A 17414-nucleotide genomic window follows, 5' to 3' on the forward strand; every position below is an offset into this window, starting at 1 on the left:
GAGCCGGCGATCATTCCGAGCGCGACGGGCGACGATGGGCCAGGGCCTGTTCCAGCCACTGGATCAGGTCTCGGGTGACTTCCTCGCGGTTGGTCTCGTTGAACACTTCATGCCGTGCCTGTGGGTAGACGTTCAATTGCAGGTTCTGGCTACCGGCGGCGCGCAAAGCGTCGGCCAGATCCTTGAGACGCTTGCCCTCGCTGACCGGATCACATTCGCCGCCGATCACCAGCAGCGGCAGGCCCGGGTCGATCTGCGCGAGGTTTTTCGCCTTGCTGATCTGCTGCAGGCCGCCGAGCAGATCAATCCACAATTGGTTGGTGCAACGGAAGCCGCATAGCGGGTCGTTGACGTATTTGTCCACTTCATCCGGGTCACGGCTCAGCCAGTCGAAAGCCGTGCGATTGGGCTTGAAGGCCTTGTTGAACGAGCCGAACGACAGCCAGTCGATCAGCGCGCTACGCCCGGTAGGGCCCTGGCGCCAGCGTTCGAAGCGGGCAATCGCGCTGGCCGCGCGGTACAGCGCCACTGGCTGGAAGTTCGAGCCGCTGAGGATCGCGCCCTGCAGGCTGGCGCTGTGGTGCAGCAGGTAGGCCTGGGCGATGTAGCTGCCCATGCTGTGGCCGAGCAGTATGATCGGCACCCCGGGGTGTTGCTCGCCGATGCGCTGGTTGAGGCTGGCCAGGTCACTGACCATCGCGCACCAGCCGTCCTGGTCGGCGTAGTGGCCGAGGACGCCGTGTTCGGCGGTCTTGCCGTGGCCGCGCTGGTCGAAGGCATACACACCATGGCCGGCGGCGCACAGGGCCTCGGCCAGGCGGGCATAACGACCGCTGTGTTCGGCCATGCCGTGGGACAGCAGGATCACGGCCTTCGGTGGGCCGTCCGGCAACCAGCGATTGACGTACAGGCGGCTGTGGTCACTGACGGTCAACCAGAAGGTGTCATGGATCATGGCGGTTCCTTTGCGCGGGGACGAGGCGGACATCGGCCGGGGCGTGTTGTCGCTCCATTGTATAGCGCATCCTCGCACAGGAAGCAGACCCTCCTGCGCATTGGCAGCAAGATTCATGATGTTAATGACTGTGTCCGGCATATTTGCCTGATGCCCGTTAGCTGCTAACGTCCGCTAAGCACCGCTTTTTTCGCCTTGGGCGCAGGCGGCCCCGCAGAGGCTCAGGTAAGAGGACAAAAACAATGCAACCTGATTTCTGGAATGACAAACGCCCCACCGGCGTACCCCTGGACATCGACCTGGGCGCCTACAAGTCGGTGATCGAGGTGTTCGAGCGCTCCTGCAAGAAGTTCGCCGACCGTCCGGCCTTCAGCAACATGGGCGTGACCCTGACCTACGCCGAGCTCGAGCGCTACAGCGCGGCCTTCGCCGGTTACCTGCAAAGCCACACCGAGCTGAAACCGGGCGATCGCATCGCGGTGCAGTTGCCCAACGTCCTGCATTACCCGATTGCCGTGTTCGGCGCGTTGCGCGCCGGGCTGGTGGTGGTCAACACCAATCCGCTGTACACCGTTCGCGAGATGCGCCATCAGTTCAAGGACTCCGGCGCCCGCGCGCTGGTGTACCTGAACCTGTTCGGCCAGCGGGTCCAGGAAGTGCTGCCCGATACCCAGATCGAGTACCTGATCGAAGCGAAGATGGGCGACCTGATGCCCGCCGCCAAGGGTTGGCTGACCAACCTGGTGGTGGACAAGGTGAAGAAGCTGGTCCCGGCCTATGACCTGCCCCAGGCGGCCTCGTTCAAGAGCGCCTTGCGCCTGGGCCGGGGCCACGCCATCCGACCCTTGAGCGTCGGCCTGGAAGATATCGCGGTGCTGCAATACACCGGCGGCACCACGGGGCTGGCCAAGGGTGCGATGCTGACCCACGGCAACCTGGTGGCGAACATGCAGCAGGCCCGGGGTTGCCTGTCCCAGCCCGGCGACGACGGCCAGCCGCTGCTCAAGGAAGGCCAGGAGGTGATGATCGCGCCGCTGCCGCTGTACCACATCTATGCCTTCACGGCGAACTGCATGTGCATGATGGTTACCGGCAACCACAACGTGCTGATCAGCAATCCACGGGACATCGGCGCCTTTATCAAGGAGTTGAAGAACTGGCGCTTTTCCGCGTTGCTGGGGCTCAACACCCTGTTCGTGGCGTTGATGGAGCATCCGGAGTTCAAGACCCTGGATTTCTCCAGCCTGAAACTCACCAACTCCGGCGGCACCGCGCTGGTCAAGGCAACCGCCGAGCGCTGGCACAAACTCACCGGTTGCCGCATCACCGAAGGCTACGGGCTGACCGAGACTTCGCCGATCGCCTGCACCAACCCCTATGGCGACAAGGGCAAGCTGGGCACGGTGGGTTTGCCGGTGCCCGGTACGGCCTTGAAGGTCATTGACGATAACGGGGTCGAGCAGCCGCTGGGTGAGCGTGGCGAGTTGTGTATCAAGGGGCCGCAGGTCATGAAGGGCTACTGGCAGCAGGTCGAGGCCACGGAACAGGTGCTGGATGCCGAGGGTTGGTTCAAGACCGGTGATATCGCGGTGATCGATCCGGACGGCTTCGTGCGCATTGTCGACCGCAAGAAGGACATGATCATCGTCTCGGGTTTCAACGTGTACCCCAATGAAATCGAAGACGTGGTGATGGCCCACCCGAAAGTCGCCAATTGCGCGGTGATCGGGGTGCCGGACGAGCGTTCCGGCGAGGCGGTGAAGTTGTTCGTGGTGGCGCGGGATTCGGGGGTCAGCCTCGAAGAACTGAAGGCCTACTGCAAGGAAAACTTTACCGGCTACAAGGTACCCAAGCACATCGTGCTGCGTGATTCGCTGCCGATGACGGCGGTGGGCAAGATCCTGCGGCGGGAGTTGCGGGATATCGCCTAGGCCGCGATAGATGTGGCGTTATTGAGGGCCTCTTCGCGGGCAAGCCCTGCTCCTACAGTTCGTCGTCGTTCACCGATTTTGTGTACGACACAATACTGTAGGAGCAGGGCTTGCCCGCGAAGCTTTTTGGGTCTGAAACCCTCGATCCAGAGCGAGATTCCAACAAATAGAATTTTTACTCTAAAAATGACCATTGGTATTTCTTGAGTCATTTTTATGACCGTAAGGGCCTCGTTTGGCTCTAGGCGACCCTCGGCAAAGCTGCTACTCTCGGCGCGCTTTGTGACTTCTCGGCGTAGGTTAAAGCCGGATTCACCCAATAAAAAACACAGACAAATAATAATCGCATCAAATGCGGTGCTGAATTCGCGTTGCTGAGGAGTAGGCTTCCATGATCGAAGACTTTTGGAAGGATAAGTACCCGGCTGGGATTGCTGCCGATATCAATCCCGACGAGTACCCGAATGTTCAGACGGTATTGAAACAGTCTTGCCAACGATTCGCCAGCAAGCCGGCCTTCAGCAACCTCGGCAAGACACTCACCTATGGTGAGTTGTACGAACTGTCGGGTGCTTTTGCCGCTTACTTGCAACAACACACCGACCTGCAACCGGGCGATCGTATCGCTGTGCAGTTGCCCAACGTGCTGCAATATCCGGTCGCGGTCTTCGGTGCCATTCGCGCCGGGCTGATCGTGGTCAACACCAACCCGCTGTACACCGCGCGGGAAATGGAACACCAATTCAACGACTCCGGCGCCAAGGCCCTGGTGTGCCTGGCGAACATGGCGCACCTGGCCGAAACCGTGGTGCCCAAGACCGGCGTCAAGCACGTTATCGTCACCGAAGTCGCCGACCTGTTGCCACCGCTCAAGCGCCTGCTGATCAACAGTGTCATCAAGTACGTGAAGAAGATGGTCCCGGCTTATCACCTGCCCAAGGCCGTCAAGTTCAACGATGTGCTGAGCAAGGGCCGTGGCCAGCCGGTCAAGGAAGCCAACCCGGCCAGCAGCGATGTCGCCGTGTTGCAATACACCGGTGGCACCACCGGCGTGGCCAAGGGCGCGATGCTGACCCACCGCAACCTGGTGGCGAACATGCTGCAGTGCAAGGCGCTGATGGGCTCGGACCTTAATGAAGGCTGTGAGATCGTCATCACCCCGCTGCCGCTGTACCACATCTATGCCTTTACCTTTCATTGCATGGCGATGATGCTGATCGGCAATCACAACATCCTGATCAGCAACCCGCGCGACCTGTCGGCGATGGTCAAGGAACTGTCGAAGTGGAAGTTCAGCGGCTTTGTCGGCCTGAACACCCTGTTCGTCGCACTGTGCAACAACGAGGGATTCCGCAAGCTGGATTTCTCCGCGCTCAAGGTCACCCTGTCCGGCGGCATGGCCCTGCAACTGGCCGCGGCCGAGCGCTGGAAAGCCGTGACCGGCTGCGCCATCTGCGAGGGTTACGGCATGACCGAAACCAGTCCGGTGGCAACGGTGAACCCGAGCCAGAGCATCCAGATCGGCACCATCGGCATTCCGGTGCCTTCGACCCTGTGCAAGGTGGTCAACGATGCCGGGGAAGAACAGGCCCTGGGCGAAATCGGCGAGCTGTGCATCAAGGGCCCGCAAGTGATGAAGGGCTACTGGCAGCGCCAGGACGCCACCGATGAGATCCTCGACAGCGAAGGCTGGTTGAAGACCGGCGATATCGCGATCATCCAGCCGGACGGCTACATGCGGATTGTCGATCGCAAGAAGGACATGATCCTGGTGTCGGGCTTCAACGTCTATCCGAACGAATTGGAAGACGTGCTGGCGACCTTGCCGGGTGTGCTGCAATGCGCGGCCATCGGCGTGCCGGATGAGAAATCCGGGGAAGTCATCAAGATCTTCATCGTCGCCAAGCCGGGGGTGACCCTGACCAAGGACCAGGTGATGGAGCATATGCGTGCCAATGTCACCGGCTACAAGGTGCCCAAGTTCGTCGAGTTCCGCGATGCGCTGCCGACCACCAACGTCGGCAAGATCCTGCGTCGCGAGCTGCGCGATAGCGAGCTCAAGAAGCTGGGCCTGAAGAAAATCGCCTGACCCGCTGAAACGACAAAGCCCCGCCATGCGGGGCTTTGTCATTTATGGCATTCGCTATTCAAGACTGCTGGAATGGCGAGAAATCCACACCGGTACCAGCCGGGCGTACGTCCTTGAGGAACGAGTCCTTGTCGGCGCTCAGCTCCAGGCTCAAGGTTGGGCGGCGCTTGCCGGCGTTGCGCACCACCAGGCCTTCCATCTTCTCGCGCAGGAACGCGGTCGTCACCTTCAGGTGCAGCAACTGGTCGTTGCTCGGGGTGTGCAACAACAGGTGTACCCATTCGTACTGGCCGATCGCCAGGCGAGCCACCGGGATATCGAACCACCAGATGTTCTTGTTGCGGTTCAGTTCGGTGAAGTGACAGTTGTTGACGCCCAGCACCGCGCCGCCCAGTTCCTGGTTGCGGCGGGCGATGGCCTGCTTTTTATCGAGTTTCATGACTTTCCTACCGTTATCGATCTTCAGCGCCAGAGCCTGAATCTGGCGCGCATTCTCAGGGGTTGGCGGGCAAACATAAAGCCAAACCTGAATTCTTCGATGAAAAGCCGTGGGCAAACACCGACTGAAAATAAATGAAACTCCGCGCGCAGGCCCCGGGTCAACCTTATGTCGAGACATGACACCCGCATTTCTTATTGGAGAAATATCATGAGCAGCACCAGCGATAAAATCAAAGGCACGGCGAACGAAGCGGTGGGTAACGTCAAGCAAGCCGTCGGCAAGGCCACCGGCAACAACCAGATGCGCGCCGAAGGCAAGGCCCAGGAACTCAAGGGCGATGTCCAGAAAGCTGTAGGAAAAGCCAAGGACGCCATCAAGAAAGGCGTCGACCGGGCCTGACCCTTCGCGGGCACGGACCATGCGGCCATCCCAGGATGGCCGTTTTCGCGTGGCGGCTACACTGGTTAAGATCGAGAAATGTTTTGAGGGTCGCCAACCGCGTTGCTTTGGGTTAGAAAGAGCTGTAGTGGAACCCCTTTGAGTCGCCTTGACTCGCTACCTTTATTTGCGGCGAAAGGAGACGCTATGATTTTCCCTGAGTTGCGCGACCTGCCCCTGCATCGCGTGATGATGCGCACGGTCACAGAATTCGTCGCCGACGAAATGTCGACCTATGCCTCGGCACTGGCCTACCAGATGCTGTTTTCGTTGTTTCCCTTCCTGTTGTTCCTGATCGCCCTGATCGGTTTCCTGCACCTGCCGGACTTTTTCACCTGGCTGCGCCTGCAGTCGGAGCTGGTGTTGCCGCCCCAGGCCCTGGACCAGGTCAACCCGGTGATCGACCAGTTGCAGCAATCCAAGGGCGGCCTGCTCTCGGTGGGTATCGTCATTGCCCTGTGGACTGCCTCGGCCGGCGTGCGCCTGATGATGAGCGCGATGAACGCCGCCTACGATGTGCTCGAGGGACGGCCGATCTGGAAGCGCTTCCCGCTGTCGATCTTCTACACCGTCGGCATCGCCGTGATGCTGCTGGCCGCCGCCGCGCTGATGGTGCTCGGGCCGCAGGTCATGAGCTGGCTGGCGGGACAGATCGGCATGGAGGAATACGTCGTCACGCTCTGGACCTGGCTGCGCTGGCCGGTGGTGGTGCTGCTGCTGATGTTCGCCGTGGCCCTGATGTACTACGTGATGCCGGACGTGAAGCAGAAATTCCGCTTTATCACCCCGGGCTCGGTGCTCGCGGTGGTGGTCTGGATCGTCGCGTCCCTGGGCTTCGGCTATTACGTGAAAACCTTCGCCGACTACAACGCAATGTATGGCAGTATCGGGGCGATCATCGTCCTGCTGCTGTACTTCTATATTTCCGCGGCGGTCCTGTTGCTCGGGGCTGAAATGAATGCGGTGATCGAACACATGTCGTCCGAAGGCAAGAATCCTGGCAAAAAGGACTTCCACGAGCATGACGACACCCTGCCTATCTCCGGATTGGGGCGGGACCACTCCCTCAAGCCGACTATTGACGAAACCTGATCATGATCCGTGAAATCCTGAAAATGGGCGATGAGCGCCTGCTGCGTATCGCTCCGCCGGTGCCGCCGGAATTGTTCAACAGCAAGGAGCTGTGGGAGCTGATCGACGATATGTTCCAGACCATGGAGCACGTCGGTGGCGTCGGCCTGGCCGCGCCGCAGATCGGCGTCGACCTGCAACTGGTGATCTTCGGTTTCGAGCATAGCGAACGTTATCCGGACGCCGAGGCGGTGCCGCAGACCATCCTGATCAACCCGCTGATCACGCCCCTGGGGCCGCAGCTGGAAGAAGGCTTTGAAGGTTGCCTTTCGGTACCGGGCCTGCGCGGCGCGGTGGACCGCTACTCGCGTATCCGCTACGAAGGCTTCACGCCCAATGGCGAACCGCTGGTGCGGATCGCCGAGGGCTTCCACGCCCGTGTGGTGCAACACGAATGCGACCACCTGATCGGCCGCCTATACCCGTCGCGGATCAGCGACTTCAGCAAATTCGGTTTCACCGAAGTGCTGTTCCCCGACCTGGACCCGACGGCGGACGATTGACCGCCGAAGTTTCCAGTTTCCCTTACTGGGCCGCCACCTTGCCGGGTTTGACGAAGCGCAGGGTCAGGCGGTCCGATTCGCCGATGGCCACATACTTGGCCCGGTCCTGGTCACCCAGCCTCAGCGACGGCGGCAAGGTCCAGACGCCGCCGGGGTAGTCCTTGGTGTCCTTGGGGTTGGCGTTGATTTCGCTCTGGCCTTCCAGCGCGAAGCCGGCATCGGTGGCCAGTTTCACCACGTAGGCGGTGGGCAGGTAGCCGCTTTGCTTGATACTGGCCAGGTCCGCGCCATCCTTGGCCCGGTGATCCACCACACCAAGCACGCCGCCCGGCTTCAGTACCTTGAAGAAGGCGCTGAACATCGCCGGGGCGTCATCGGCCATGACCCAGTTGTGCACATTGCGGAAGGTCAGCACGCGGTCCGCCGAGCCAGGTTTGCCGAACACCGGTGCCTGGGGATCGAACTCGACCACGCCGGCCTTGGCGTAGTGGCTCGGGTCCTTGGCGAATTTCTGCTTCAGGTTGTCGGCCGAGCGTTTGGCGAACTCACTGGTCGCGGGCGCCTGCACGGCCGCAATGTAATGGCCGTGGTCCTTGAGCAGCGGCGCGAGCACTTCGCTGTACCAGCCACCGCCGGGGGTGATTTCGATCACCGTCTGGTTGGCCTGCAAACCGAAGAACTGCAAGGTCTGTTGGGGATGGCGGTAGCCGTCGCGAACGCTGTTTTCCGGCGCCCGCCAGGAGCCTGCCAGGACCTTGGCGTATTGCGCGTCGGTGATGGCGCTATTGGCGGTGGCGGCCTGGCTGGCGAGAGGGGCGAGAAGGGCGGTCAAGGATAAAGCCACGAGCGTGCGTTTCATGATCATCCTGGTAAAAACGAGTGTGGGTTGGAGGCTAGCACGGGCAAATGCACCGCCGATCACACATTTTGCGCAGTCGACCTCACCAACGGTTCTATACCCAGGGCAATCATCGGCTTGCTGCGTGAGTAGCGCGCCAGACGCTCCGCCAGCGGCTGGGGCAGGGTCGGGTCGCCGCGGAAACCCAGGCGTTCATAGAACCCGCGCAGGTCGGGATGGCAGAACAGCCAGGTCGGGCCGCAGCAGTTGCCGAGCGCCTGTTGCAGCAACTGCGCGGCGATGCCCTGGCCGCGTCGTGATGGGGCGACAAACAGTCCGGTAAGCCAATGTCCCTGGGCAATCGGGGTCAGCGACAACCCGCCGATGATCTCCCCTTGCCGGGCCACCCACGGCTGTCCGTCGCTGGCCGAACGCATCGGCGAGTTGTGCGCGCGGTAGAACTTGTTCAGCAGTGGCCGTAGCGCTTCCGGCAGTGGGGCGTAGTCGGGATTGGGCATGGCATTTATTATCGCTGGAGAGGGCTGGCGTGGGATTATAAGAGAGCCGAAGTGCTCGGATGGGTGTATACCTGAGTCTACATCCATCTGGAGTACGCATCATGAGCAAGGGCATGGATTCAAAAAAAGCCACCAAGAAGAAACCCGCCAAGAGCGCCGACGAAAAGCGTGCGGCGAAGAAGGTCAAGAAGGTCGATGTGCTCGGCCATTGAGGGATCTAAGGATATAACCAATCGATCTGCAAGATTTTCCGCCGGTAATCCACATCAGGGGATAAAGCCGGGGTTTATCCATCGGCTGAACCTGTGTGAAGCCGACCGATGCCCAATTATCTTGATGTTGCTCAACGCGAAGAAATCCTGCACCTGAAACAAACCTTCACCGGCCGTACCGAATGGCCGACCTGGCTATTGCTGATCGGTGTCTATTCAAGCTGGTTCGCCGTGCTGCTGGCCAGTCCCTGGCTCGGCCTGTGGCCGAGCACGCTCTTGCTGATTCCCATCGTTACGCTGTGGATGTCGGTGCAGCACGAATTGCTGCACGGTCATCCGACCCGTTTTGTCTGGCTGAACAAGCTGATGGGTTATGCGCCGTTCGCCGTCTGGTATCCCTACACCCTCTATCGTGACAGCCACCTGTTGCATCACCGCGACGAGGACCTGACCTTGCCCGGTGTCGACCCGGAAAGCCGCTATTTCCGTCAGCAGGATTGGCAGCGCCGCTCGGCTCTGCAACGCAGCGTGCACTATTTGAACAAGACGGTCCCGGGACGCCTGCTGCTGGGAGCGCCACTGGCCTTGTTCGGCCTGGTCAAGGAGGAAGGCCAGCGCCTGCGCCGTGGCGAGCGCCAGGCCTGGCTGATGTGGCTGACCCACGGCACGCTGACCTTGTTGATGCTGGCGTTTATCGCCCATTACAGCCTGATCCCGGTCTGGCACTACCTGCTGCTGATCAGCGTCCCGGCGCTGTCGGTGGGGGCGCTGCGGTCTTTCTATGAACACCGCCCGAGTACCTTGCCGGAGCAACGCACGGTGCTCAACGAAGCGGGCTGGCCCTGGCGTTGGTTGTTCCTCAATCTGAACCTGCACCTGGTGCACCACGACCTGCCGAAACTGCCCTGGTATTTCCTGCCGCGGGTCTACTACGCGCGACGCGACGCCTGGTTGGCGCGCAGTGGTGGCTACCTGGTAAAAGGCTATGGCGAGCTGGCGCGACGGCATGCGCTGCAAGTCGTCGATAGCCCACGGCATCCGTTTGCCTGAGGACGATTCATGACTCACCGTTATGCAGAACTGTTGATGTATGTGGCGCCGCAGGAAGTGCGGGAGGCCAACGAGCGCTGGATCGAGCGGATTGTGGAAAAGCTCGGTGTGCGCCGGGGCTCTGCCCAGGATCTGGACTTGATGCAGCTCTGGCTATCCCCACAACTGCTGTTCACCCAGACCTGCGGGTATCCGCTGATGAGCCTGTTGCGCGGTCAGGTCAAGGTGATCGGGCGTCCGCGTTATGAGCTGGAATACGCCTCGGGCGGTGACCATTGCAGTCTGTTGCTGAGTCGTGAAAGCGAGGGCCGTCGTACCCTGGAAGACTTCTACGACAGCCGCGGCGTGATCAACGATGAAGGCTCCAATAGCGGGATGAACCTGCTGCGACATGCACTGGCACCCCTGCATCAGGACGGTCGGTTCTTCGCCAGTGTCGGGCAGAGTGGCGCTCACCGCGAAAGCCTGCGCTGGTTGCGCGAGGGCCTGGCCGACCTGGCGGCGGTGGACAGTGTGACCTTCGCCTACCTGGCACGTTTTGCAGCCCATGAGGTGGCCGGATTGAGAGTGGTGGCGCGTAGCGCCTTGAGTCCGTGCCTGCCTTACATCACCCATGCCGGGTCGAGCGTCGAGGAGATCGAGGGCATTCGGGTGGCGATGAACCAGGCGCTGCACGAGCTTCCCGATGTCGCGGTGACGTTGGGTTTGAGTGAAGTGTTGCCGGCAAGCGAGGCGGACTATCAGGTCTTGCTGGATTACCGGGACGAGGCCCGGGCGCTGGGATTTGCGTCAATTTATTAAATAGCTAAATAGAATATTAAAATAGTTTTTAAGTATTATTAAAGAATAATCCGTGTTGGTAGGATCCCTGCCACCGGACCACCGGACATACAGCGCATCTCTCTTCAATTGGAGCCACTATGTCCGGCGCCGACACACCTCACCGCGATTACGTGGGCGGATTGTTCCGTAGTCATTACCCATGGCTGTGCGCCCGTTTGCGCCGCCACCTGGATTCCAGCGCCAGCGCCGAAGACATCGCCGCCGACACTTTCGTCCAGTTGCTGATGGCCCCCGACGCCGTGCCGATTCGTCAGCCACGGGCGCTGCTGACCACCATTGCCCAGCGCCTGATGTACCAGCTCTGGCGCCGCCGCGACCTGGAGCGCGCCTACCTCGATGCCTTGCAACAGGCCCCCGACGTCGAAGTGCCGTCGCCTGAAGACCTGGCCCAGATGCTCGAAGCCCTGGAAAACATCGACTGCCTGCTCGACGGTCTGCCGGACAAGGTCAAGGCCACCTTCCTGCTGTCCCAGGTCAATGGCCTGACCTATCCCGAGATCGCCGCCGAGCTGGGCATTTCCCAACGCTCGGTCAGCGACTACATGACCCGGGCCATCAGCCGCTGCCTGCGCGCGAGGAGCGATTGAGATGAGCCGCGAGCCGCAAGACCCGCTGATCGAAGAGGTCACCCGCTGGATCGTCCTGCTGCATTCCGGTCATGCCAGTGACGCCGACCAGCGCGCCTACCGCCACTGGCGCAGCCAGGACCCGCGTCGCGAGCAACTTTGCAGCCAACTGGAAACCCGCCTCGGGGTGTTCCGCATTCCCATCGCCCAGGGCGTCGATGCGCAATTGCTGCAGCGCACCCTGAGCGCGCCGCCCAACCGCCGCAAGGTTTTGCAGGGTGCGCTGGCCGGAGTCGGTGTGATCCTCGGTGTCGCTCTCCTGGCCCGTGACGGCGGCCTGCCGCTGGCCGAACTGAGCGCCGACTTGCGCACCGGCACCGCCGAGCGCCGCAGCCTGGAGCTGCCGGATGGCAGCCGCTTGCAGCTCAACGCGCAAAGCGCCGCCGACATCGATTTCAGTCCCCGGCAGCGGCAACTCCGGCTGTTGGACGGTGAACTGCTGGCGCAGGTCGCCAATGACGCGGCCCGGCCTTTTGTCGTGCAGACCACCCAGGCGCGGGTGCACGCCTATGGCAATCGCTTGCAGGTGCGCGAAAGGGCCGGCAGCGGCCATGTCGTCGCGCTCAGCGGTGCCCTGGAAATCCACGGACCCGCCGGCGAATACCTGCAATTGCCGAGCGGTCACGAGGTGTCCTACGACCGCTATCGATTCGGCCCGATCCTGCCCAGTCGCATGGGGGCCACGGCCTGGGTCGAGGGACTGCTGGAAGTGCGCGACGCGGCACTGTCCGAGGTGATCGAGGCTTTGCGCCCTTATCGCCCGGGTGTGCTGAGACTGGACCCGGCCATCGCGCAACTGCGGGTCAGCGGTCTGTTCCGGCTGGACAACCCGCAGCAGGTACTCGACACCCTGGCCCGCACCTTGCCGATTCGTATCGCCCGGCACACCGACCTGTGGGTGACCTTGAGCCCTGCCTAGGCGCTTGGTTCTAAGACCATAACCAAAGGGTCTGCAAGTTTTTCATCGGCCATTGCACATCACTCCCGTAAGCGCTGCCGAGGGAGCAGCGCTGTTCGATTCCATGGGGGGAATCACTTTGCGTCCGTACAACACCAACACCGCAGTACGCCGTTCACTGCGCAGTTTTGCCATCGCACCCTTGGCCGGGCTGTTTCTCACCTGTGCCTACGGCGCCGAAGAAGCCCGGCAGGTTTATCACATCGCACCCGGTCCGCTGGACGAGGTGCTGCTCAATATCAGCCGGCAAAGCGGCCAGGTGATTTCCTTCACGCCGCAATTGAGCAACTACTCGTCGGCCCAGGTGGACGGTTCCCTGTCGGCCCGGCAGGCGGTGAACGAAGCCTTGCGTGGGACCGGCCTGCAATTGCAGGTCAGCCCCGAAGGCGCGTTCATCATCAAGGAGGGCGCCGCTTCGAGCCAGGCTGCCAGCACCGCCAAGGCCGCTACGCGCAGCAGCGATGCCGCCGCGCCGACCCTCGACCGCGTGGTCGCCATCGGCACACGGCGCAGCGATGCCACGGCCCTGACCAGCACCGCGCCGGTGGACGTGATCAACGCCGAGGAGCTCAAGCAGACCGGTGCCACCAGCCTCAACCAGGCCTTGTTCCAACTGCTGCCGTCCTTCAACTTTCCGCAGAATCAGAGCGCGACCCGTGGCCAGGACCCCAAGGGAGCGTCCTTGCGCGGGTTGGCCCCGGACCAGACCCTGGTACTGATCAACGGCAAGCGCCGGCATGCCTCGGCGGTGGTGAACATCTCCGGCGGCGTGCCCTTCGTGGGCGCGCAGCCGGTGGACCTGGACATGATCCCGATCAGCGCCATCGACCATGTCGAAGTGCTGCGCGACGGCGCCTCGGCGCAATACGGCTCCGACGCCATCGCCGGGGTGATCAACATTGTGCTCAAGGAGCGCGACAGCGGCGGCCAGATCAATACCCAACTGGGAAAATTCGCCCAGGGCGACGGTTTCTCCAAGGCCGCAGACGGCTGGTATGGCGTGGGCCTGCCGGGGGATGGTTTCCTGACCCTGAGTTTCAACAGCCTGAACAACAAACCCGATGATATCGGCGACAGCTACCAGGCCAACGGCCAGACCCAGGACCCACGCTGGGGCGGCGCCGGACGTGACAAGTACAACCTGGCGGCCAACGCCGAGATCGGCTTGAGCGATCAATGGCGTCTCTACAGCTTTGCCACCTTCGGCCAGGACACCTCGGTCAACAACACGCCGCCGTTGCTGGCGGGCAACCCGAACAACGTGGCGGCGATCTACCCCAATGGCACCATTCCCAAGTACCGCTATCGCTATGAAGACGGTGCACTGACCGTCGGTTCGCGCTACGAGGACGCGAGCCTGGGGCGCTTCGACCTGAGCGCCACCTACGGTCGCGATACCCATGACGAAACCGCGTTCGACACGGTCAACCCGAGCTTCGGCGCGGCCAGCCCGACCCGCTTCAATGTCGCCACGCTGATCAACGAACAGACCAACCTGACCCTGGACTACGCCAAGGACCTGGACGTGGATTGGTCCAAACATCCGCTGACGGTTTCCGCCGGGGTTGCCTATCGCAACGAGCGCTATCGCCTGGAGGCGGGTGATGCCGATTCCTACTCCTTCGGTGGCATCAACGGTGTCCAGGTCGGCGCGGTGCAGGCTTCGGGCCTGACGCCGGAGGACGCCGGAACCTACAGCCGCAATGTCGGCGGGGTGTATTTCGGCCTGGAAAACCAGCTCACCGACAAATTCCAGTTCGGCCTGGCCGGGCGTACCGAGCACTATTCGGACTTCGGTTCGGCCACCACCGGCAAGGTCTCGGCGCGCTATGACTTCACCCCACGGGTCGGCCTGCGGGCCACGGTGAACAACGCCTATCGCGCCCCGACCCTGGGCCAGATCGGCACTTCCTGGACCACCACCACCAACGTCGACTCCAACGGCAACCCGGTGCTGACCCGCATGCTGCCCGCCGACAACCCGGCGGCGCGGGCGTTGGGCGCGCAGCCGCTGAAACCGGAAAAGTCCACCAACTTCTCCCTTGGCATGGTGCTGCGGCCTACCGACCAGGCCTCGGTGACCATCGATGCCTACCAGATCAGCATTCGCGATCGCCTGCTCTACAGCGGCGGTATCTCGGGGCCCCAGGCCGAGCAGATCCTCCAGGCCGCCGGCTACGGCCAGTACACCTGGGCGCAGTTCATGACCAATGCCGCCGACACCCGCACCCGGGGTATCGACATCGTCGGCAAGTACAACCTCGACCTGCAGCAGTTCGGCAGCCTGGACTTGTCGGCGGGCTACACCAAGGCCAAGACCGTGATCGAGCGGATCAACTCCAACCCCTACGGCTTTGATGTGCTGACCCGTGAAGCCCGGGGCTTCCTCGAACACGGCTACCCGGAAGACAAGCTGGTGTTCGGCGCGGTGCATCGCTACGGCGCCTGGACCGTGGCGCTGAACGAGACCCGTTATGGCCAGTACCGCAAGTACGCGACCAGCGATGCTGCGGCGCAATACGACCAGACCTTCTCGGCGCAATGGACCACCGACCTGGACGTGAACTACGCCTTCACCAAGCAACTGCGGCTGTCGGTGGGGGCCAACAACCTGTTCGACAGCAAGCCGGACACCTTCAACCCGCAACTGCGCCAGACCGCGGGGCAGCAATACAGCTTCCTGTCGCCGGCGGCACCGGAGGGGGCCTTCTACTACACACGGCTGAGCTACGACTTCTGATCTTCAGGGCGACACATCCCTCCCAGGAGGAACGCAATCCCTGTAGGAGCAGGGCTTGCCCGCGAAGAGGCCCTCAAGATCGCTAAAAGCTTCGCGGGCAAGCCCAGCTCCTACAGGTTCGTATTCCAACGGGGGAGTCCCCGTGAAACACAACGATTGACCATGAAAACCAAACCACCACGAGGTGAACATGAAATCCATCAAGACCCTGTTCGGCGGCTCGCTACTGGCCCTGAGCCTGTTGGCCCAGCCGGCACCCGCCGCCGAAAAGAACGCCCCTATCCACTTCGGTGACATCACCTGGGAGAGCGGCAGCCTGATCACCGAAGTCCTGCGACTGATCGTCGAGAAAGGCTACGGCTACTCCACCGATACCCTGCCCGGCAGCACCGTGAGCCTGGAAGCCGCCCTGGCGAAAAACGATATCCAGGTCATCGGCGAAGAGTGGGCCGGACGCAGCCCGGCCTGGGTCAAGGCCGAAAGCGAAGGCAAGGTGTTCGGCGTCGGCGACACCGTCAAGGGCGCCACCGAAGGCTGGTGGGTACCTGAATACGTGATCAAGGGTGACCCGGCGCGGGGCATCAAGGCATTGGCACCGGACCTCAAGTCGGTGGCCGACCTGCCACGCTACAAGGACGTGTTCCGTGACCCGGAAGATCCGTCTCGCGGACGCTTCCTCAACAGCCCGACCGGCTGGACCTCGGAGATCGTCAACAGCCAGAAAATCAAGGCCTATGGCCTGAGCGACAGCTTCGTCAACTTCCGCACCGGTTCTGGCGCGGCGCTGGACGCGGAAGTGGCCTCCTCGGTCAAACGCGGCAAGCCGGTGCTTTTCTACTACTGGTCGCCGACCCCGCTGCTGGGTCGCTTCAACCTGGTGAAGCTGGAGGAGCCGCCGTTCGACGCCGAAGCCTGGAAGACCCTGGCCGATGGCAACAACCCGCACCCCCGTGGTACCCGCTCGATGCCGGCGCACCTGGCGATTGGTGTGTCCGCACCGTTCAAGGCGCAGTACCCGGATCTGGTGGAGTTCTTTACCAAAGTCGACCTGCCCATCGACCTGCTGAACCGTACCCTGGCCGAGATGGGTGAAAAACGCCTGCCGCCACGCCAGGTCGCCGAAGCCTTCCTGCGTGAGCAGCCACAGGTCTGGAACGCCTGGGTGCCCGCGGCCGTGGCCCAGCGTGTGAGTGGCAGCCTGTGATGTTCAAACGGTTATGCCTGTTACTGGGCTTGGGCCTGGCCAGTGCCGGCCCGCTGCTGGCCGCCGATCCCGCCACCGTGCGGATCGGCTACCAGAAGAGTTCGGTGAGCATGGTCCTGGCCCGCGAGCACCATCTGCTGGAGCAGGCGTTGCCCGGCACCCAGGTGCAATGGATCGAGTTTCCCGGCGGTCCGCAACTGATCGAGGCGCTCAACGGCGGCAGTGTCGATATCGGCAACAGCGGTGATATTCCGCCGATTTTCGCCCAGGTCGCCGGCATCGACCTGCTGTATATCGGTGTCGAGCCCAGCGACGGCAAGACCGAGGCGATTATCGTGCCCAAGGACAGCCCGGTGCGGCAACTGGCCGATCTCAAGGGCAAGCGGGTCGCCTTGCTCAAGGGCTCCAGCGCCCACAATCTGTTCCTCAAGAGCCTGGTCAAGGCCGGCCTGAGTCTCAGTGACGTGAACCTGGTCTACCTGTCGCCGGCTGATGCCCGCGCCGCGTTCGAGCAGGGCAAGCTCGATGCCTGGGTGATCTGGGACCCTTACTACTCGGCCGCGCTGATCGATGGTCGGGCGCGTTTGCTCAGCGACGGCCAGGGGCTCAATTCCGGTGGCAGTTTCTATATCGCCAGTGGCACCTTTGCTCGTCAGTATCCGCAGGCTATCGGCCCGTTGCTCAAGGCCTTCGGCGGGGCCCAGCAACTGTCGTTCGACGAGCCGCAGGCGTCCATCGACAGCATGACCCGGGTCCTCGGCCTGCAACGCGGGGTGATCGAGGGCTACTTCGCCCACCGCACCCATGCACCGCTCAAAGCGGTCGACCCGGCGACGATGCTCGACCAACAACGCACCGCCGACCGCTTCTACGCCAATGGCCTGATTCCCAAGGCGGTCCAGGTCGACCGGATCGTCTTCAAGGCCCCTTGAACCC

General features: G+C 62.2%; 16 protein-coding genes. 12 read left to right on the forward strand and 4 right to left on the reverse strand.

The genetic code is table 11. From position 1 onward, the window contains the following. Positions 1–10: 10 nt before the first annotated feature. On the reverse strand, positions 11–955 hold the full coding sequence (locus tag M5B42_RS28820; protein WP_103497601.1) for an alpha/beta hydrolase: 945 nt from the start codon (positions 953–955) through the stop codon (positions 11–13). Positions 956–1197: 242 nt separating this feature from the next. On the opposite strand from M5B42_RS28820, the gene fadD2 reads away from it, so the two are divergent. Together fadD2 and fadD1 are read left to right on the forward strand one after the other, a co-directional pair. After that, a complete protein-coding gene (gene fadD2 / locus M5B42_RS28825; RefSeq protein WP_248747727.1) occupies positions 1198–2886 on the forward strand; it encodes a long-chain-fatty-acid--CoA ligase FadD2 in 1689 nt (562 codons plus the stop codon). A 391-nt stretch (positions 2887–3277) separates the two neighbouring features. Next, entirely contained in the window at positions 3278–4975 is a 1698-nt protein-coding gene (gene fadD1, locus M5B42_RS28830) for a long-chain-fatty-acid--CoA ligase FadD1 (RefSeq protein ID WP_248747728.1), read from the forward strand. Between the two features lie 58 nt (positions 4976–5033). Here the strand turns inward: fadD1 and M5B42_RS28835 are convergent, their stop codons facing one another. Beyond that, positions 5034–5414, reverse strand: a complete 381-nt coding sequence (locus tag M5B42_RS28835) for a hypothetical protein (RefSeq protein ID WP_103497597.1) — start codon at positions 5412–5414, stop codon at positions 5034–5036. A gap of 210 nt (positions 5415–5624) precedes the next feature. Between M5B42_RS28835 and M5B42_RS28840 the strand changes: the two genes are divergently transcribed. The 3 genes from M5B42_RS28840 to def all read left to right on the forward strand — a co-directional run bounded on the left by M5B42_RS28840 (position 5625) and on the right by def (position 7489). Continuing rightward, complete coding sequence (locus M5B42_RS28840; protein WP_103497596.1) at positions 5625–5816, forward strand: CsbD family protein; 192 nt, start codon at positions 5625–5627, stop codon at positions 5814–5816. A gap of 186 nt (positions 5817–6002) precedes the next feature. Beyond that, complete coding sequence (locus tag M5B42_RS28845; protein ID WP_248747729.1) at positions 6003–6947, forward strand: YihY/virulence factor BrkB family protein; 945 nt, start codon at positions 6003–6005, stop codon at positions 6945–6947. Between the two features lie 2 nt (positions 6948–6949). Continuing rightward, positions 6950–7489 carry a peptide deformylase gene (gene def, locus M5B42_RS28850; protein ID WP_103497594.1) on the forward strand — a complete coding sequence of 180 codons (540 nt, stop codon included), beginning with the start codon at positions 6950–6952 and terminating at the stop codon, positions 7487–7489. Positions 7490–7511: 22 nt separating this feature from the next. Here def and M5B42_RS28855 read toward each other — a convergent pair whose 3' ends face one another. Together M5B42_RS28855 and M5B42_RS28860 are read right to left on the reverse strand one after the other, a co-directional pair. Beyond that, positions 7512–8348, reverse strand: coding sequence for a methyltransferase (locus M5B42_RS28855; RefSeq protein WP_248747730.1), 837 nt, complete (start codon positions 8346–8348; stop codon positions 7512–7514). 59 nt (positions 8349–8407) lie between these two features. Next, positions 8408–8845 (reverse strand): GNAT family N-acetyltransferase, encoded by a 438-nt coding sequence (locus tag M5B42_RS28860; RefSeq protein ID WP_248747731.1) that lies wholly within the window; start codon positions 8843–8845, stop codon positions 8408–8410. A 320-nt stretch (positions 8846–9165) separates the two neighbouring features. Here M5B42_RS28860 and M5B42_RS28865 point away from each other — a divergent pair, with 320 nt between their 5' ends. From M5B42_RS28865 to M5B42_RS28895, 7 genes are all read left to right on the forward strand, one after another. Then, positions 9166–10107 carry a fatty acid desaturase gene (locus M5B42_RS28865; protein WP_177102687.1) on the forward strand — a complete coding sequence of 314 codons (942 nt, stop codon included), beginning with the start codon at positions 9166–9168 and terminating at the stop codon, positions 10105–10107. Between the two features lie 9 nt (positions 10108–10116). Further along, positions 10117–10908: a PhnD/SsuA/transferrin family substrate-binding protein gene (locus M5B42_RS28870; protein ID WP_152741286.1), complete on the forward strand. Its 792-nt coding sequence runs from the start codon at positions 10117–10119 to the stop codon at positions 10906–10908. A gap of 119 nt (positions 10909–11027) precedes the next feature. Beyond that, positions 11028–11537: a sigma-70 family RNA polymerase sigma factor gene (locus M5B42_RS28875; protein ID WP_103497589.1), complete on the forward strand. Its 510-nt coding sequence runs from the start codon at positions 11028–11030 to the stop codon at positions 11535–11537. Position 11538: 1 nt separating this feature from the next. Then, positions 11539–12495 (forward strand): FecR family protein, encoded by a 957-nt coding sequence (locus M5B42_RS28880; protein ID WP_103497588.1) that lies wholly within the window; start codon positions 11539–11541, stop codon positions 12493–12495. Positions 12496–12598: 103 nt separating this feature from the next. After that, positions 12599–15274, forward strand: coding sequence for a TonB-dependent receptor (locus M5B42_RS28885; protein WP_248747732.1), 2676 nt, complete (start codon positions 12599–12601; stop codon positions 15272–15274). 190 nt (positions 15275–15464) lie between these two features. After that, positions 15465–16478: an ABC transporter substrate-binding protein gene (locus M5B42_RS28890; protein ID WP_248747733.1), complete on the forward strand. Its 1014-nt coding sequence runs from the start codon at positions 15465–15467 to the stop codon at positions 16476–16478. Then, positions 16478–17410, forward strand: coding sequence for an aliphatic sulfonate ABC transporter substrate-binding protein (locus M5B42_RS28895; protein WP_103498862.1), 933 nt, complete (start codon positions 16478–16480; stop codon positions 17408–17410). Before M5B42_RS28890 ends, M5B42_RS28895 begins: the two co-directional genes overlap by 1 nt. The last annotated feature ends 4 nt before the right edge of the window (positions 17411–17414 follow it).

Source organism: Pseudomonas sp. MWU12-2037, assembly GCF_023242345.1.
In the GTDB taxonomy this organism is placed as follows: domain Bacteria; phylum Pseudomonadota; class Gammaproteobacteria; order Pseudomonadales; family Pseudomonadaceae; genus Aquipseudomonas; species Aquipseudomonas gingeri_D.

What these genes read in the sequence shown, in the direction of transcription:
- M5B42_RS28870 (WP_152741286.1), top strand. Translation starts at nt 10,117, where the DNA reads ATGACTCACCGTTATGCAGAACTGTTGATGTATGTGGCGCCGCAGGAA.
- M5B42_RS28890 (WP_248747733.1), top strand. Translation starts at nt 15,465, where the DNA reads ATGAAATCCATCAAGACCCTGTTCGGCGGCTCGCTACTGGCCCTGAGC.
- M5B42_RS28885 (WP_248747732.1), top strand. Translation starts at nt 12,599, where the DNA reads ATGGGGGGAATCACTTTGCGTCCGTACAACACCAACACCGCAGTACGC.
- M5B42_RS28835 (WP_103497597.1), bottom strand. Translation starts at nt 5,414, where the DNA reads ATGAAACTCGATAAAAAGCAGGCCATCGCCCGCCGCAACCAGGAACTG.
- M5B42_RS28820 (WP_103497601.1), bottom strand. Translation starts at nt 955, where the DNA reads ATGATCCATGACACCTTCTGGTTGACCGTCAGTGACCACAGCCGCCTG.
- M5B42_RS28875 (WP_103497589.1), top strand. Translation starts at nt 11,028, where the DNA reads ATGTCCGGCGCCGACACACCTCACCGCGATTACGTGGGCGGATTGTTC.
- M5B42_RS28845 (WP_248747729.1), top strand. Translation starts at nt 6,003, where the DNA reads ATGATTTTCCCTGAGTTGCGCGACCTGCCCCTGCATCGCGTGATGATG.
- def (WP_103497594.1), top strand. Translation starts at nt 6,950, where the DNA reads ATGATCCGTGAAATCCTGAAAATGGGCGATGAGCGCCTGCTGCGTATC.
- M5B42_RS28865 (WP_177102687.1), top strand. Translation starts at nt 9,166, where the DNA reads ATGCCCAATTATCTTGATGTTGCTCAACGCGAAGAAATCCTGCACCTG.
- M5B42_RS28840 (WP_103497596.1), top strand. Translation starts at nt 5,625, where the DNA reads ATGAGCAGCACCAGCGATAAAATCAAAGGCACGGCGAACGAAGCGGTG.
- M5B42_RS28860 (WP_248747731.1), bottom strand. Translation starts at nt 8,845, where the DNA reads ATGCCCAATCCCGACTACGCCCCACTGCCGGAAGCGCTACGGCCACTG.
- fadD1 (WP_248747728.1), top strand. Translation starts at nt 3,278, where the DNA reads ATGATCGAAGACTTTTGGAAGGATAAGTACCCGGCTGGGATTGCTGCC.
- M5B42_RS28895 (WP_103498862.1), top strand. Translation starts at nt 16,478, where the DNA reads ATGTTCAAACGGTTATGCCTGTTACTGGGCTTGGGCCTGGCCAGTGCC.
- M5B42_RS28880 (WP_103497588.1), top strand. Translation starts at nt 11,539, where the DNA reads ATGAGCCGCGAGCCGCAAGACCCGCTGATCGAAGAGGTCACCCGCTGG.
- fadD2 (WP_248747727.1), top strand. Translation starts at nt 1,198, where the DNA reads ATGCAACCTGATTTCTGGAATGACAAACGCCCCACCGGCGTACCCCTG.
- M5B42_RS28855 (WP_248747730.1), bottom strand. Translation starts at nt 8,348, where the DNA reads ATGAAACGCACGCTCGTGGCTTTATCCTTGACCGCCCTTCTCGCCCCT.